The sequence below is a fragment of the Gemmatimonadaceae bacterium genome (genome assembly GCA_036504815.1).
Taxonomy (GTDB): domain Bacteria; phylum Gemmatimonadota; class Gemmatimonadetes; order Gemmatimonadales; family Gemmatimonadaceae; genus PNKL01.
Window position 1 is genome coordinate 257,674 of record DASXUN010000003.1, and the last position, 16,741, is coordinate 274,414.

General features: G+C 70.4%; 13 protein-coding genes. 6 read left to right on the forward strand and 7 right to left on the reverse strand.

Annotation, left to right across the window (positions count from 1 at the left end):
- From VGJ96_01560 to lepA, 7 genes are read right to left on the reverse strand one after another with little or no spacing between them, the layout of a single operon-like run.
- Positions 1 to 306 (reverse strand): hypothetical protein, encoded by a 306-nt coding sequence (locus VGJ96_01560; protein ID HEY3285788.1) that lies wholly within the window; start codon positions 304 to 306, stop codon positions 1 to 3.
- On the reverse strand, positions 306 to 875 hold the full coding sequence (locus VGJ96_01565) for a hypothetical protein (protein ID HEY3285789.1): 570 nt from the start codon (positions 873 to 875) through the stop codon (positions 306 to 308). Before VGJ96_01565 ends, VGJ96_01560 begins: the two co-directional genes overlap by 1 nt.
- Complete coding sequence (locus VGJ96_01570) at positions 872 to 1,753, reverse strand: hypothetical protein (protein ID HEY3285790.1); 882 nt, start codon at positions 1,751 to 1,753, stop codon at positions 872 to 874. Before VGJ96_01570 ends, VGJ96_01565 begins: the two co-directional genes overlap by 4 nt.
- Positions 1,750 to 2,730, reverse strand: a complete 981-nt coding sequence (locus VGJ96_01575) for a carbohydrate kinase family protein (GenBank protein ID HEY3285791.1) — start codon at positions 2,728 to 2,730, stop codon at positions 1,750 to 1,752. The genes VGJ96_01570 and VGJ96_01575 overlap by 4 nt, the downstream gene beginning before the upstream one ends.
- Positions 2,727 to 3,719 (reverse strand): ROK family protein, encoded by a 993-nt coding sequence (locus VGJ96_01580; GenBank protein HEY3285792.1) that lies wholly within the window; start codon positions 3,717 to 3,719, stop codon positions 2,727 to 2,729. The genes VGJ96_01575 and VGJ96_01580 overlap by 4 nt, the downstream gene beginning before the upstream one ends.
- Complete coding sequence (waaF, locus tag VGJ96_01585; protein ID HEY3285793.1) at positions 3,716 to 4,729, reverse strand: lipopolysaccharide heptosyltransferase II; 1,014 nt, start codon at positions 4,727 to 4,729, stop codon at positions 3,716 to 3,718. The genes VGJ96_01580 and waaF overlap by 4 nt, the downstream gene beginning before the upstream one ends.
- Positions 4,730 to 6,526: a translation elongation factor 4 gene (lepA, locus tag VGJ96_01590; GenBank protein ID HEY3285794.1), complete on the reverse strand. Its 1,797-nt coding sequence runs from the start codon at positions 6,524 to 6,526 to the stop codon at positions 4,730 to 4,732.
- A gap of 322 nt (positions 6,527 to 6,848) precedes the next feature.
- Between lepA and VGJ96_01595 the strand changes: the two genes are divergently transcribed.
- The 6 genes from VGJ96_01595 (at position 6,849) to pdxA (ending at position 16,737) form a co-directional block, all read left to right on the forward strand.
- Positions 6,849 to 7,766 carry a DUF58 domain-containing protein gene (locus tag VGJ96_01595; GenBank protein HEY3285795.1) on the forward strand — a complete coding sequence of 306 codons (918 nt, stop codon included), beginning with the start codon at positions 6,849 to 6,851 and terminating at the stop codon, positions 7,764 to 7,766.
- Complete coding sequence (locus VGJ96_01600) at positions 7,763 to 9,568, forward strand: BatA domain-containing protein (GenBank protein HEY3285796.1); 1,806 nt, start codon at positions 7,763 to 7,765, stop codon at positions 9,566 to 9,568. The genes VGJ96_01595 and VGJ96_01600 overlap by 4 nt, the downstream gene beginning before the upstream one ends.
- Positions 9,569 to 9,571: 3 nt before the next feature.
- Positions 9,572 to 12,964, forward strand: a complete 3,393-nt coding sequence (gene mfd / locus VGJ96_01605) for a transcription-repair coupling factor (GenBank protein ID HEY3285797.1) — start codon at positions 9,572 to 9,574, stop codon at positions 12,962 to 12,964.
- Between the two features lie 75 nt (positions 12,965 to 13,039).
- On the forward strand, positions 13,040 to 14,533 hold the full coding sequence (locus VGJ96_01610; protein HEY3285798.1) for a peptidylprolyl isomerase: 1,494 nt from the start codon (positions 13,040 to 13,042) through the stop codon (positions 14,531 to 14,533).
- Positions 14,534 to 15,862: a peptidylprolyl isomerase gene (locus VGJ96_01615; GenBank protein ID HEY3285799.1), complete on the forward strand. Its 1,329-nt coding sequence runs from the start codon at positions 14,534 to 14,536 to the stop codon at positions 15,860 to 15,862.
- Positions 15,859 to 16,737: a 4-hydroxythreonine-4-phosphate dehydrogenase PdxA gene (pdxA, locus tag VGJ96_01620; GenBank protein ID HEY3285800.1), complete on the forward strand. Its 879-nt coding sequence runs from the start codon at positions 15,859 to 15,861 to the stop codon at positions 16,735 to 16,737. The genes VGJ96_01615 and pdxA overlap by 4 nt, the downstream gene beginning before the upstream one ends.
- Positions 16,738 to 16,741: the final 4 nt, after the last annotated feature.

Consider the following 16,741-nt stretch of genomic DNA (forward strand, 5'->3'; position numbering starts at 1 on the left):
TCAGATCGGCTTGGGATTCAGCACGGGTCGGTCCGTGTCGACGCGCACGAGGCGGATGATCTCAGTCGGGGCAAGGCCGGCGACGTCACGCACGATGACTCCGCCGCGCGGCAGCGTGTCGTCGATGATCACCGCGGCCAGGTCATGGCGCCGCGGTCCGTAGATCCACACGATCTCGGCGTTCTCCACGCCGCGCAGCGTGGCGTCGTCGGGGCGCACGAGGACGGCGGGGCCGCGCTCGGCATCGCCGCGCCGCGTGGCGATGAAGCCGACGACCTGCAGGGGGGGATTGTACCCCGTGGTCATCACTGCACCTGCTCGGTCGCGTCGAGCGCGACGAACCCGCTGGTGCCGCGACGCAGGAGCCGTCGGCGCGAGAGTTCGTCAAGCACGCCCGCCACGAAGTCCTCGCCGAACCCGAACTCGTCGGCCAGGTCGGCGGGGCAGGCCGTGCCGCGTACCCGCACCATGTCCCAGGCGCGGCGCTCGGCCTCGCTCACGCGGCCGATGAGGCGCGGATTGCCGTCCTCGCAGAGGCAGACGAGCGCCAGCCCGTGGTGCTTGAGCACCGATTCCACGAGTTCCAGGTGATCCTCGCCGATGCCGCGGAATATCACGTAGCCGCCGCGCGTGAGGTCATCGTTCTGCAGGAGGACGAGCAGCTTGGCCACCACCTCGTCGGCGCACGAATAGTCCATCAGGCCTATGCTCGAGAAGTCGAGCGACGTGATGCCCCCCTCGCGGTTGGCCATCAGTTCGCGCTCGATCTGGTGACGGACGGCCATGCCCGTGTCACGCGTGAGCAGGTTGCCGTAGTTCTGGTTTACGGCGCTCCGCAGCACGGCGCAGACGTCGATGGTGTGCGGCATGGTCACCGATCGACCTCTTCCGGAATCATGATGAAGAGTTGCGTGCCCGGCATCGGCGCCAGGTGGTCACGTCGCACCACATCGTCGTCCCACGGCGGCACATCGGCCACGCGGGCCGTGCCGCTGCGCACGGCCAGCTTGCCCTTCCACTTCCGCAGGTATCCGCGAATCCCCTTGAAGCCCTGGCCGCGCCCGTGGTCGGGAAAGCGGCTCGTCCCCTGGATCACCGCCGACTCCAGCGCGACGCCGTCGTCCCAGCGGTCGGTGAGCGGACGGCGATTGCCGCTTTCCAGCGACTGCCGGATGCCAACGCCCGCATCGCAGACCGCGATCTGCACGACGTGCCGCCCCATCCGCTTGCGATAGTTGTAGTTCTGCACCGCCACCCAGCCGCCGCGCCCCGCGTGCTCGACGATGTTCTGGCAGGCCTCGGACAGCGCCATCGCAAAGCCCATGACGGCGCGCGACTCCAGGTGGAGGTTCTCGGTGAGGATGTGCGCGGCCTTGGCCTGGATGCGCTCGACGACCGTGTGCACGTCGTCGCTGCGCGAGACCGGGGTGATCTCCAGCAGGGTGCGCGAATCGCGCTCCGGGCGCTGGAACGGGACGCTCCCGACGATCTCGAACAGGTCCTCCGCATAGCGAAAGAAATTTGCCCGCGACCAGTACGACGAGGTGTCGTCCTTCACCGGGGGCATGAACTGCGGCTTTTCCGCGCGCGTCTGGGCGAGCGTCAGCAGTGCGGTCAGCCCGTACGGCGACGCCCAGGTCGTGTTGCGGGCGTCGATGAGAATGCGGGCGTCCGCTGGCAATGGCGCGAGCTGCTCGAGCACCTGCTCGAAGCTCTGGTCGTCCAGCGACGACGGCACGGTGATGACGTTCACGAGGGACTCAGCTCTCCACGGAGGAAATGCGCGAGCCCGGTGGCTCCGCGGTGCTCAACGTTGCGGGCCGCGGCGCCGATCGCCGCGCGCAGCGCATCCGTGATTATATCACCCGCGAGCAGTCGTGAGTAGAAGGTTGCGCCGAACACGTCGCCACACCCGGTGGGGTCCCCTTCGGTGTGCACCTGATGGGCGGCGGGCGCCAGCCGTTCGGTGCGCAGGGCGCCCGGGGCCGATCCCAGCGGCCGGCGCTCGGCCCGGCGGTCCGCTAGGCGGGCAAAATGCGACGGCGCAAAGTACACGCTCCCGCGCGGCCCCAGCGTGACCACCAGCGACTGGACCCCGGCCGCCAGGGCCGTGGCCGCCAGCGCCAGCCCGTCCGGCGCCATCATGGACAGCTCGTCCTCGTTCACCTGCAGCACGTCGAAACACCGGCACCAGTCGCCGACCCGCGGGAGCGGCTGCAGCGTGCGCAGCCCGGTGGGCTGCACCGCCAGCACCAGCGAGTGCAGGTCGCAGTAGATCGGGCCGCCGAAGTGCTGGCGGAGCAGGGTGAAGGTCTCGAGGTCAAGCTCGAAGCCCGAGATGAGGTTCACGTACAGCGCGTCGAGGTCCGCGACGAGCGGCTGCAACCCCTGCCAGGTCCACCCGGGCACGCCGCCGGTCAGCACTTCGCTGCGGCGCTCGGCGTCGACATAACGAAGCTCGACCCGATTGTTGGGATACGGCACCAGGACGGGCGCCGCATCCGCCGCGAGCCGGCGGAGCGTCGAGAGAAAGGTGCGCGCCTCGCGGGACAGATCGTCGCCGACTTTCATGATCGGCACGATCTCCCAGTCGTCGGGAAGGGCGGCGTCGAACCCCGCGAGCGCATAGGTGATGCCGCCCCACTCCTGCACGGGGGCCGTCCGCACGTCGCGACCGTAGATGACGTCCCAGACGAACGTGCCGAGGACGCCGACCCGGCGCTTCTTCACGCCACCGGGTGCTCAGCGAGGAAGGCGGCGACCGCGCCCACCATGCCGGCGCTGCCGTCGAGCGACCCCGGCACGATGCGACAGGCATCCACCGCCGGCTTGAACGCCCGGCGTCGCACTTCCGACCGCAGCGGAACGAACAACGAGTCCCCCGCCTTGGCCACGCCGCCGGCCAGCACCACCACGTCGGGGTTGAAGACGTTGAGCATGTTGGCAACGCCGATGCCGAGGAAGCGCGCCGTGTCCTTGACCACTTCCGACGCAATCGCATCGCCCTTGGCCGCCGCGTCGTAGACGATCGCGGCCGTCAGCTTGCCCAGGTCGCCCTGCACCAGTTCGGGGATGAGCGAGGGCTCGCTGCCGGCCAGCGCCTCGCGGGCGCGCATCGCGATGTTCGGGCCCGACGCATAGGCCTCGAGGCATCCGTAGTTGCCGCAGCCGCACCGCCGGCCGTTGGCCTCGATGGTCATGTGGCCGATCTCGCCCGCCACGTCGCTCGCGCCGTGCACCAGGCGTCCGTCCAGGATGAGGCCGCCGCCGATGCCCGTGCCGAGCGTGAAACCCACCACGTTCCTGGCGCCCTTCGCGGCGCCCAGCCACCACTCGCCGAGCGTCGCGCAATTCGCGTCGTTGTCGAGCACGGCCGGAAGCCCCACCGACGTGCTGACCAGGTCGCGGAGCGGGAAATCCTTCCAGCCGAGGTTGGGGGTCAGGATGACGAGTCCCTTCTCGCGGTCGAGCGGTCCGGGCGACCCGACGCCGACGCCCAGGAACTGTGCACGCGTCGCCCCGGTCTCGCGGATGACGGTCGCGATGGTCGTCTCGATCATCTCACGGATGCGCTCGATCACCGCGTCGGCGCCGAGCGCGGCGCGCGTGGGCAGCGAATGCACGCCGAGTTCTCGGCTTCCATCGGCCGGCATGGCGCCGACCACGAGGTTGGTGCCGCCGATATCGACGCCGATGACGTACTTGGAGGACGCGGTCATGAGGACGCGGGGAGTGATGAGAGCAAATTGCGCACGCGCGCCGCCACCCGCGAGGGCTCCAGCGTCTGCATGCAGGCAAAATGGCCGAGCGGGCATTCCTTGGGGCCGTGGGGATGGCACGGCCGGCAGGGGAGACCCTCGACGCCAAGCACCTCCGACCGCGGGGCGAGGGGGCCAAAGCCGAACGCCGGCACCGTGGGGCCGAAGATCGTGAGCGTGGGCGTGCCGATGCCGGAGGCCAGATGCGTCGGGGCCGAGTCGTTCGCCACCAGCACGGCGCAGCGGCCGATCATCTCGGCGCTCGCGAGCAGCGCCAGCCGGCCCGTCGCATCGAGCACGCGTCCCGGGGCGGCGGCGGCGACCGTCTCGGCAAGGGCGGAGTCTTCGTGGCTGCCGATGATGACGAACCGCACTTCATCGAGTGACGAGACGAGCGTGGCGACGTGCGGCCAGCGCTTGGTGCCCCAGATGCTCCCCGGCGCGACCGCGACGAGCGGGCCGCCATCCGGGAGTTCCTCGAGCAGCGTGTCGACGGCAGCGCGGTCCTCGGCCGACGGATACAGGTGCGGGCGGATGATTTCCGAAGCCGGCGCCGGCGCCGCGTCGCCGGCGGCGAGCCGCCACAGTCGCTCGGCGTGATGGGCGTCGCGGCGGTAGTGCACCCGTTCCGTGTACAGTGCGCGCCCCGCGGAGGTGTCGAAGCCCACCCGCCGCGGGATGCGCGCCGCGCGGGCCAGCACGGCGCTGCGCAACGAACCCTGCGCGAGGTAGACCGCGTCGTAGCGGCCCCGGAGGCGGTGCGCCAGCCGACGCAGGCCCAGCATGCCGGCGTCCGCCCCGCGCTTGTCGTAGACGAGGAGTTCGCGGACCGCGGGATTGCCGCGCAGCAGCGACGCGCCGTGGGGGGTGACGACGACGTCCACGGGGCCCCGCTCCGCCAGCGCCGCGATCAGCGGGGTCGACAGGACGGTGTCGCCGAGAAACGAGGTCTGAATGACGAGCGAGGCCACTCAGTCAACCTGCAGGACGGCGAGGAATGCCTCCTGCGGAATCTCCACCGAGCCGACGCTCTTCATGCGCTTCTTGCCTTCTTTCTGCTTCTCGAGGAGCTTGCGCTTGCGGCTGATGTCGCCGCCGTAGCACTTGGCGAGCACGTCCTTGCGCACCGGCTTCACGGTGGTGCGCGCGATCACGCGCTGCCCGATGGCGGCCTGAATGGCCACCTCGAACAACTGCCGCGGAATGAGCTCCTTGAGCTTCACCGCGATCTTGTGCCCCCAGTCGTACGCCTTGCTCTCGTGGATGATCACCGAGAAGGCGTCCACCGGGTCGCCGTTGATGAGCATCTCGAGCTTCACGAGGTCGCTGGCGCGATACTCGAGCATCTCGTAGTCGAGCGACGCGTAGCCGCGCGAGATCGACTTGAGCTTGTCGAAGAAATCGAGAATGATCTCGCCGAGCGGGAACTCCCAGGCAATCTCGACGCGCGTCGTGTCGACGTAGTGCATGCCCTTGTAGACACCCCGGCGCTCGGTGCCCAGCGTCATGATCGGCCCGATGTAGTCGGCCGGCGCCATGATGCGGGCGCGCACGAACGGCTCCTCGATGCGGTCGATCACGCCGGCGGCCGGCATCAGCGCGGGGTTCTCCACCAGCAGCATGTCGCCGTCGGTCTTGTAGACGTGGTACTCCACGCTCGGCACGGTCGTGACGAGGTCGAGGTCGAACTCGCGCTCGAGCCGCTCCTGCACGATCTCCATGTGCAGCAGCCCGAGGAAGCCGCAGCGGAAGCCGAAGCCGAGCGCCGTGGACGTCTCGGGGGTGTAGTGCAGCGACGCGTCGTTGAGCTGGAGCTTCTCGAGCGCGTCGCGGAGGTCCTCGTACTGCTGCGTGTCGGTGGGGTAGACGCCCGCGAAGACGAACGACTTCACCGCCTGATAGCCGGGGAGCGGCACTTCGGCGTGGTGGTCGGCGTCGAAGACGGTGTCGCCGGCGCGCGTCTCCTTCACCGAGCGCACGCTGGCGACCACATAGCCCACCTCGCCGGCGCTGAGCGCGTCCACCGGGACCTGGCGCAGCTGGTTGTAACCCACCTCGTCCACTTCGTAGACTGCGTCGTTGGCCCCGAAGGTGATGCGCATCCCCTTCTTCAGCGTGCCGTCCACGACGCGCACGCTCGGAATGGCGCCGCGATACTTGTCGTAGTACGAGTCGTAGACGAGGGCGCGCAGCGGCGCCGCCGGGTCGCCCTTGGGGGCCGGCACCTTGCGGACGACTTCCTCGAGCAGCTCAGGAATGCCCAGACCTTCCTTGGCGCTGACGAGGAGCACGTCCTCGGGCTGGCAGCCGAGCAGCCCCACCACTTCCTCGCGCCGCCTCTCCGGCTCGGCGCCGGGGAGGTCGATCTTGTTCAGGATCGGGATGATCTCGAGTCCCGCTTCCATGGCGAGGAAGAGATTCGAGAGCGTCTGCGCCTGGATCCCCTGCGAGGCGTCCACCACGAGGATGGCGCCCTCGCACGCCGCCAGCGACCGCGAGACTTCGTAGGTGAAGTCCACGTGCCCCGGCGTGTCGATGAGGTTGAGCTCGAACGTCTCGCCGCTGGCGGCCGTGTACGACATGCGCACGGCGTTGAGCTTGATGGTGATGCCGCGCTCGCGCTCGAGGTCCAGGGTGTCGAGCACCTGGGCCTTCATCTCGCGCTTCTGGAGCATGCCCGTGGCCTCGATCAGGCGGTCGGCGAGCGTCGACTTGCCGTGATCGATGTGCGCGACGATGCAGAAGTTGCGGATGCGGCTCTGGTCCACGACGGTGCGGTTCGGGTTAGCCTTGAAAGTTAGCCGATTGCGGGGCTGGGTCCAAGGTGAACGGGCCGGGATTGGCGTGGTACTCGTGCCTTTTTCACCTCGGAGGCACGGAGGACGACTAGAGGGCCACGGAGAACTACCACCAACTTGGGGGAACGACAGCGCGCTTCGCAGAGCTTCACGTGGCGCTCGCCGTAACCCCAAGGAGTCGTCGTTCTCCGTGGCCCTCAAGTTGTCCTCCGTGCCTCCGTGGTGAGAAAGTCATCGGAGCCGAGCCGAACCCCGCGTTTTGGTGCGCCACTGCGTACTATTAGGACGCGTCATGACAGGCCCCGCCAACACGCAGCGTCCCGAGCTCCTCGATCCCGCCCAGCTGAATGCGCTCGGCGGGCTGGAGATTCGTGCGCGTTGGGTCGTGGAAGGCTTCCTCACCGGGCTGCATCGGTCGCGCAAGAAGGGCTTCTCCGTCGAGTTTGCGGAGCACCGCCCGTACATGCCCGGCGACGACCTGCGGTACATGGACTGGAAGATGGCCGCCCGCGCCGACAAGTGGCTGATCAAGCTGTTTGAGGAGGAGACCAACCTCCGCGCGACGGTGGTGCTGGACGTCTCGAAATCCATGCACTGGTCGGGCTCGCCCGCGCGGCTCACCAAGATGCAGTACGCGGAGACGCTCGTCGCCGCCGTGTCGCTGCTCCTCCTGCGCCAGCGCGACGCCGTCGGCCTGATCCGCTTTGACGACGAGGTGCGCACCGTCCTCCCGCCGCGGTCGCGCGACCTGCATTTCCGGCGCATTCTCGCCGCGCTCAGCGACCCGGGGGCCGGCCTGGGGAGCGACGCACCGGGCGCGCTCATGCGGGCGGCCCGGTTGGTGCCGCGTCCGGGGATGGTGATCATCGTGAGCGACCTGCTCCTCGATGCGGCGGAGACCGTCAGGGCCGTGCAGGTGCTGCGCGGCGCGGGGCACCAGGTGACCGTGCTGCACCTGCTCGATCCCGCCGAGCACGACCTCTCGGTGGCGGGCGCCGAGCTGGTCTTCGTGGACCCCGAGACGGGGACGGAAGTCGAAGCCTCGGTTGGCGACGTGCGCGCGGCCTATCGCGCGACGGTGGACGAGGCGATCGCCGAGTGGCGGTCGCGCCTGGCGGGGGCCGGCGCGTCTTATGAGCCGATCTACACCGACGCGCCGTTCGTCGTGCCGGTGCGCCGCGCCTTCCTGTCACGCCGGCGCCTGCCGTGAGTTTCCTCGCGCCGTTCGCGCTGCTGCTGGGACTCGCCGCGGCGCTCCCGCTCTGGCTGCACCTCCGTCGCCGCAAGGTGGAGATGCGGCTCGACTTTCCCGCGGTGCGCTACCTGCTGCGCGCGGAGCAGGAGCACGCGCGCGAACTGAAGGTCCGCAACGTGCTGCTGATGGCGTTGCGCGTCGCCATCGTGCTGCTCCTCGCGCTCGCCGCCGCCCGGCCGTTGGCGCGCCTCGGCGTCGGTGGGCACGGGCCGACGGCGCTGGCCGTGGTGCTCGACAACTCGATGAGCACCGGCGCGGTCGTGGGGGGCCGGCCGGTGCTTGCCGGCCTCCAGGAGGCGGCGCATGCCGTGCTCGAGCGCGCGCGGTCCAGCGACCGCCTTTGGGTCGTGACGGCGGATGGCGCCGTGACGGGAGGGGCGGCGTCCGTGGTCGGCGCGGCGGTCGACCACATCACGAGCGGCGCGGGGGCCGGCGACCTGCCCGCCGCCGTGCGCACCGCCGCCGCGCTGGCGAGCGGGGCAGGGTTGCCCGCCGCACGCGTCGTCGTTGTCACCGATGGCCAGGCGAGCGCGTGGCCGGCGCAGCTGCCGCGTCCGTCGGCGCCGCTGCTCCTCTACGCGCCCGGCACGCCGCCGCCAGCGAATCGGGCGGTGACGCGCGCCGTTGCCGATCCGCCGCACTGGGCGCCGCGCGGCGTGGTGCGCGCCACCGTGCTGGCGCGCGACGCGGTGACGTGGCGCGCCGCGCTGGGCTCGACGACGCTCGCACGCGGCACCGTGGCCGGCGGCGGGACAATTGAAGCCGCCGCCGCGCCGGCCGCCCGCGGCTGGACGTCGGGTGTGATCGAGCTGCCGCCGGACGAGTTGCGCGCCGACGACGCGCGCCCCTTCGCGCTGCATGTCGGCCCGGCCCCCGCGGCGCGCGTCGATGCGTCCGCCGGGGCGTTCGCGCGCACGGCGCTGGCGGCGCTGGCCGCGGATGGTCGGGTGCGCGAAGGAAACGGCGTGACGGTTGCCGGCGCGGAGAGCGGCACGGCGTTGCCGGCGCTGCTGACCGCGCCCAGCGACCCGGCGCGCGTGGCGCTCGCCAATCGCGCGCTCGAGCGCGCGCGAATTCCGTGGCGCTTCGGTGAACGTCGTGCGGGACCCGTGCCGATGCGCGGGGACGGCCTCGACGGCGCGAGCGCCTTGCGCTACTACGCGCTCGAGCGGGTCGGCGCCGCGCCGTCTGACACGCTGGCCAGGGTGGGCGTCGAGCCGGTCATCGTCGCCGGGGAGGGGTGGGTGCTCACGGCCTTCGCGCTCGACCCGGCGGATACCGACCTGCCGGTGCGCGCGCCCTTTCTGCCGTGGCTCGATCGCACGATCGCGCGGCGCCTGGCCGCCGATGCCGGGCCGGTGATCGACACGTCGCCGCTCGCGTGGATTGCGCGCCCGGCGTGGGCGACGGGGCTCGAGGCGCCGGACGGCACCGTGCTCGCACTCGACGGCGCGCGGTTCCGCGCGAGCGCGGCCGGAGGGGTCTACTTCCTGCGACGCGGTGCGGAGCGGGCCGGCGCGGTGGTGGTGGCCGCCGAGAGCGGCGAGTCGGTGCTGGAGCGCGCGAGCGCGGCCTCCATCGCGTCGCGATTCGCCGGCGGTGAGGCGTCGGGGACGGACGACGTCGCGCGCATCGCCGCGCGGGCCTGGTCGGACAAGTCGCCGCGCCCGATCCTCGCCGCTCTGCTCCTCGCAGTCCTTGCGCTGCTGGCCCTCGAAACGTGGGTTTCGCGCCGCGATGCAGCGGAGACGGGCTAGCCGATGCCGCTCCCGCTCCTCCTCGATCGTTTCACGGCGCTGCCGCAGTTCCAGTCGCTGCGCGCCCAGATGCCGCGTCCGGGCGAGCCGCTGGCGGTCACGGGCCTCGCCGGCTCGGGTGATGCGCTGCTCGTCGCGGCGCTCGCGCACGACGCGCCCAACCGCCTGCACATCGTCATTGCCGATCAGGTGCCGGAGGCGGAACGCTGGCTCGCCGACCTCGAGGCGCTGCTCGGCGAGGGCATGGTGGCGCTGTACCCGTCGCGCGAGGGCTTCGGCGAGGTCGAGCCGCACGCCGAAGTTGCGGGCGAGCGGGTGGAAACGCTCGAACGACTCAACCGCGGCCAGGTGCGCATTCTGGTCACCACCCTGCGGGCCACGCAGGAGCGCACGCGCCTGCCGCAGGCGCTGGCCGAATCGCGGCTCGAACTCGCGCGCGGCGCGTCGTGGCGCCTCGAGGATCTCGCGGACCATCTCGCCCGCATCGGCTTCGAGCGCGTGGAGATGGTGGAGGACGTCGCGCAGTTCTCGGTGCGCGGTGGCATCGTCGACGCGTACGGCTTTGGCATGCCCGCCCCGGTGCGCCTCGAATTCTGGGGCGACGAGCTGGTAGAGTTGCGCGAATTCGACCTGTCGAGCCAGCGGACCACGCGGTCGGTGGAGCGCGCCGTCGTCCTGCCTGTCGACGTCGTGCCTGACGCCCGGCGGGATGCCGACGCTGAGCTCGATGCCGACGCCCGTCTCGATGCCCTGCCAGCATCCGCATCGACGCCACGCTCCGGCAAAGGCAGGCCGGCCGCGGAGTACGCACCCGCGCGTCACTCGATGGCTGACCTGTGGCCGCCCGATTCGCTGGTCATCGTGCCCGAAGGCGTGCACGTGGAGCCGGAGCTGCGGCGCACGTGGGACGAGGCGGCGCACCATCTCGAACTCGCGCGCCGGCGCGGCGAGGACGTGGCCGCGCGCGACGAGCTGTTGCAGCCGCCCGAAGTGGCCGCGGCGGCGCTGCGCCGTTTCGCGGCCCTGGCCATCGTGCCGCCCGAGGGGGACGCTGGCCTGGCCTTTCCGCTGCGGCCGCCCGAGCCGATCGAACGCGACATGGCGCGCCTGCGCGCGGTCGTGGCCGATGGCACGCCGACGGTCATCCTGTGCGACAACGCGGGGCAGGCGGAACGCCTTGAGGAATTGCTGGCGCCAAAGGGACGCGAGGCGCTCCCGGCCCTCTCGATCGGCGTGCTCGGCGGCGGCTTCGTCATACCGCCGCGGGGCGCGCCCGACGGCCTGCGCGTCCTTACCGACCACGAGATCTTCCGGCGCGACCGTCGCATACGCCGCGCCCGCAAGTACGCGGCCGGTACCGCGCTCGAACTCGTCGGCGCGCTCAAGCCCGGCGACTTCGTGGTGCACCTCGAGCACGGGGTCGGCATCTACCGCGGGATGGAGACGATCTTCGTCGGCGAGAGCACCATCGAGGTGATCGTCATCGAGTACGAGGGCGGCGACCGGCTGAACGTGCCGCTCTATCGCATCGACCAGGTGGAGCGCTTCCGGCACGCGACCGACCTGTCGGAGGACGCGCCGCCGCCGCGCCTCCACCGGCTGGGCGGCAAGAAGTGGGCGCAACAGCGCGACAAGACGCGCGCCGCTATTCATGAGATGACGCATGAGTTGCTTGAGCTCTACGCGCGGCGCCACGTGGCGCACCGTCCGCCGCACAACCCCGACGGCGCGTGGCAGAAGCAGCTGGAGAGTTCGTTCCTCTTCGAGGACACGCCCGATCAGCTGCGCGCCACGCAGGACGTGAAGCGCGACATGGAAGCGGCGCGCCCCATGGATCGCCTGCTGGTGGGCGATGTCGGGTACGGCAAGACCGAGATCGCCGTGCGGGCCGCCTTCAAGGCCGTGCAGAGCGGGCGGCAGGTGGCCGTGCTCGTCCCAACGACGATCCTCGCCGAGCAGCACGCGCGCACCTTCGGCGAGCGTCTCGCCGACTTTCCGGTGAAGATCGCGGTGCTCTCCCGTTTCCAGACCGTGAAGGCGCAGAAGGCCGAGCTCGCGGAGCTGAAGGCGGGCACGGTGGACATCGTCATCGGCACGCACCGCCTTCTCTCGCCCGATGTGGAGTTTCGCCAGCTCGGGCTCATCATCGTGGACGAGGAGCACCGCTTCGGGGTGAAGCACAAGGAGCGCCTGAAGCAGCTCAAGCTGGAGACCGACGTCCTGACGCTCACGGCGACGCCGATCCCGCGCACGCTGCACCAGGCGCTCGCCGGCCTGCGCGACCTCACGCTCATGCAGACGCCTCCCCGCGACCGCTCCCCGGTGCTGACCTTCCTCGAGCCGTGGGACGACGGGCTGCTGGAGGAAGGGATCGCGCGCGAGCTCGACCGCGGCGGGCAGGTGTTCGTGGTGCACAATCGCATCGAGACCATCGAAGCGGTGGCCGACCACCTGCGCCGCATCGTGCCCCGCGGCCGCATCGAGGTGGGGCACGGCCAGATGCGCGAGCGCGACCTCGAGCAGGTGATGGCGCGCTTCGTCCGCGGCGAGATCGACGTGCTGGTGAGCACGATGATCGTCGAGAGCGGCCTCGACGTGCCCAACGCGAACACGATGTTCGTCAGCCGCGCCGACCGGTTCGGCCTCGCCCAGCTGTACCAGCTGCGCGGCCGGGTGGGGCGGTCGCACCGTCGGGCCTACTGCTACCTGCTCGTCCCCGACACCCAGGTCGATCTCGACGCCGAGCGCCGGCTCAAGGTGCTGGAGCATCACACCGAGCTCGGCGCGGGCTATCATGTCGCCCTCAAGGACCTCGAACTGCGCGGCGCCGGCAATCTGCTCGGCCCGGAGCAGTCGGGGTTCGTGCACGCCGTGGGTTTCGACCTGTACCTGCGGATGCTCGAGGAGACGGTCCAGCGCCTGCAGCGCGGCGCCGCCGCCGCCCCGCCGCCCCCGGCCGATGTCTCCATGGACATCCCCTGCTTCCTCCCCGACGACTTCATCGCCTCGGCCGACGCGAAGCTCGACCTGTACCGGCGACTGGCCGCCGCGCCGACGGTGGAAGCCATTGAAACCATCCGGGACGAGGTGCGCGACCGGTTCGGGCCGCTCCCGGCGCCGGCGGTCGCCTACGTCGCCTCCGTCCAGTTGCGCTTGGTGGGCGGCCGGCTCGGCATTGAGGGCATCCTGGTGCGCGGCGGGGAGGCGCGTGTTAACTTTCGGGGCGATGCGTTGCCGCGCATGAAGCCCCTGGCCACCGCCTTCCGGGACGTCCAGTTCCAGGTGGATGTCCGGCGAGTGCAGCCCCTCTCGTTGAAGCTGACGCGTCTGGGCGTTGCCACGATGCTCGAGGGGCTGGTGCGCGCGCTGCGAACAATTACGACCGAGCCGAAGTAACACTTCCCTTACGGGACTGCCTGCCGCCGGCGCCTTCGCCGGGCGGCCGGGCAATGCCCGCCTTCCCATCTCTCGATGAAGCGCAACGTCATCCTCGCCACCACCCTGGCCGCTACCCTTGGCATCGCCGCGTGCGACGGGTTCAAGGAAGCGCTGACCGCCCACGTGGACGTGGTCGCCCGCGCCGGCACGCAGGAACTGTCGGTCAACCGCCTCGCCGACCTGCTCGGCAACGCCAAGGTTCCGCTGCGCAAGGATGTCGCCAACGCCGTGGCCGACATCTGGATCTCGTACCAGCTGCTCGGCTACGCCGCCGCGCACGACGACACGCTGCACGACGCGAAGGTCGCCGACGACGCCATGTGGTCGATGATCGCGCAGGAGAAGTCGAAGGCGTTCTACGACAAGATCTCCAAGGACTGGAACAAGGTCGACAGCGCCTCGCTGCCGGCCAAGTACGCGGCCGGCGAGATGTTCGCGGCGCGCCATATCCTGCTCATGTCGCCCCGCCAGGGCATGACCCAGAAGTCGCGCGACTCGGTGCGCGCGGAGCTCGAGAAGATCCGCAAGACGGTCACCGCGGCGAACTTCGCCGACGTGGCCAAGGCCAAGTCGCAGGACGGCTCCAAGGCCAACGGCGGCGCGCTCGGTGTCTTCCCGCCGGGGGCGATGGTGCCGGAGTTCGAGAACGCGGTGAAGGCGCTGAAGCCGGGCGAAGTGTCGGGCATCGTCGAATCGCAGTTCGGCTTCCACCTCATCAAGCGCCAGACCTACGACGAAGTGTCCAAGGAGTTCGCGCAGGCGTACGGCCAGATTGCCACGCAGAAGGCCGAGAGCGTCTACATGGCGGCAATGGAGAAGGGAGCCGACCTGCAGGTGAAGTCGGGGGCGTCGAAGACGGTGAAGGAAGTCGCGCAGGACGTGGATTCGCACCGCGAGGACAAGGCGACGCTGGTCACGTGGAAGGGCGGCAGCCTGACGGCCGCGCGCCTGGTGCAGTGGATGGCCGCGATGCCGCCGCAGGCCCGCATTCGGGAGCAGCTGATGTCGGCGCCCGACACGGCGATCCCGTACTTCCTCAAGCAGATCGCGCGCAACGAACTCGTGCTGCACGCCGCGGACAGCGCCAAGACGGTCCCGGATTCGGCCGCCGTGGGCAACATCCGCGGCATGTTCTTCGGGCAGGTGGCGGGCGCGATGTCGGAACTCAAGGTCTCGCCGTTCTTCCTGAAGGACTCGGCCAAGACCGTCTCGGAGAAGGAGCGGCTTGCCGCGTCGCGCATCGATGCGTACTTCGACCTCCTCCTCGCCGAGAAGGCGCAGTTCGTGAACGTGCCGGAGCCGGTGGCCTCGGCGCTGCGCAAGAAGTACGAGTCCCGCATCGTGGTGGCGGGGATCGAGCGCGCGCTCGAGCGTGCCGCGAAGATCCGCCAGGTGAGCGACTCGACCCGGGCCGCCCAGCAGCCGCCGTCGGCGGTGCCGATGCCCGGCGCCGAACCGGCTGCGCCCAAGCCGGCCGCGCCCACGCCGGCCGCGCCCAAGCCGGCTGAACCCGCCAAGAAGCCGTAAGTGAACCTCCGGGCTTTCTTTCAAGTGGCGCTGCTGGGTGGCGCCGTCGCCCTCCCCCTCCGGGGGCAGGGCGTCAGCGCCGCGCCGCGCGAGTTCCCTGTCGATCGCGTCGTCGCGGTGGTGGGCACCAAGCCCATCATGTGGAGCGAGGTGCAGGAGTTCATCAACTACCAGCGCCAGCAGGGGGCGCAGGTCCCCACCGACTCGGCATCGTTCGTCGCGTTCGCGCGCTCGATCATCAGCGACCTCGTGGACCAGGAAGTGCTGATCGCCACCGCCAAGGGATACAAGATCGCGGTGACGGACGCCGAGGTGCTGCAGCAGGTCGAAGGCGAGATGAAGAAGATCCGCGACCAGTTCAAGACCGAGCAGGAGTACCGCGACGCGCTGAAGGGCGAAGGGTTCGGTACGGTCGAGGAACTGCGCCGGATTCGCGTGGACCGTGCCAAGCGCGAGCTCTTCCAGCAGCGCGCCATCGACTCGCTGAAGGCCAAGGGGCGCATGCCGTCGGTCGCCATCTCCGAGGCCGAAATCACCGAGGCGTTCGCGCATGCCAAGGACCGCCTGCCCAAGCGGCCCGCCACGGTCACGTTCCGCCAGATCATCGTGAGTCCGAAGCCCTCGGCCGCCAGCCGCAAGGCGACGCTGGCGAAGATGGATTCGTTGCGGGCCGAGATCGCCAAGGGGACGGAGTTCGAGGTGGTCGCCAAGCGCGAGTCGCAGGATCCGGGCTCCAAGGAGCTGGGCGGCGACCTCGGCTGGGCGCGGCGCGGGATGATGGTGCCCGCCTTCGACCAGATGATGTTCTCCCTCAACCCGAACGTCGTCAGCCCGACGGTGGAGACGGTGTACGGCGCCCACATCATCCGCGTCGATCGCATACGGCCGGCCGAGGTGAAGGCGCGCCACATCCTGCTGCGCTGGAGCATGGACTCCAGTGACGTGGCGCGCGCGAAGCTCGAGGCCGATTCGGTGCTGGCCGCCTGGAGGAAAGGCGCGTCGTACGATTCGCTCGTCACCAAGCATCACGACGAGGCGGAGTTGCGCCTGATGGCCGATCCGTTCCCGCGCGACTCGCTGCTGCCGGAGTACCGCCAGGCGATGAAGGACAAAAAGGCCGGCGAATTCGTCGGACCGTTCCTGATCCCGAATCCGCAGAATGGCCTCAGCAAGGTGGTTGTGCTGCAGCTGACGTCGGCCGAGGACGGCGGTGAGATGAAGCTCACGGATGTGCGGGAGCGCATCCGCGCCCAGCTGGTGCAGGAGAAGACGGCGCGCCGCATTCTCGACCAGCTGCGCAAAGAGATGTACGTCTCCATCCGAATGTGACGCTGCCGACGCTGGCCATCACGCTGGGCGACCCGCGCGGTATCGGCGCGGAGATCGTGCGCAAGGCGCTCGCCGACCCCCGGGTGGCGGGCGCTTGCCGTTGGGTGGTGGTGGGGCCGTCAGGACTCGACTGCCCGGTCGATGACGTGATCGGCGAGTGGCATCCGCGGCAGAGCGACGCCAACGCCGGGCGGCTGGCGGGAAAGGCCATCGCGCGCGGCGTGGCGCTGTGCCAGGCGCGCGCAACGGATGCGCTGGTGACGGCGCCCATCGACAAACGCGCGCTGCTCGCCGGCGGCTATGCGTACCCCGGCCACACCGAGATGCTGGCCGCACTCACCGGGCGCGACGTGGCGATGATGCTGGCCAGCGATCGGCTGCGCGTGGTGCTCGCCACGACCCACGTGCCGCTGCGCGACGTTCCGTCGCTGCTGACGGCCGAGGTGATTGCGCGGACGGCGCGCGTGACGCGCGAGGGCTTGCGCTCGGCGTTCGGGATCGCGGCGCCGCGCATCGCGCTCTGCGCGCTGAACCCGCACGCCGGCGACGGCGGGCGCTTCGGCCGGGAGGACACCGACCTGCTGGGTCCGGCCGCGACGGCCAATGACCTGATGGGCCCGTTCCCCGCCGACACCGTCTTCGTCCGCGCGATGCGCGGTGAGTTCGACGCCGTGATCGCGCCGTACCACGATGTGGGGATGACGGCCATCAAGGTCGCCTCATTCGGGTCGGCGGTGAACGTCACGCTCGGGCTGCCGTTCCCGCGCACCTCGCCCGACCACGGCACCGCGCTCGACATCGCGGGGCAGGACAAGGCCGATCCGTCGTCGATGATCGAGGCCATCCTGCTCGCGGCGCGGCTCGCACGGCAGTAGCCGG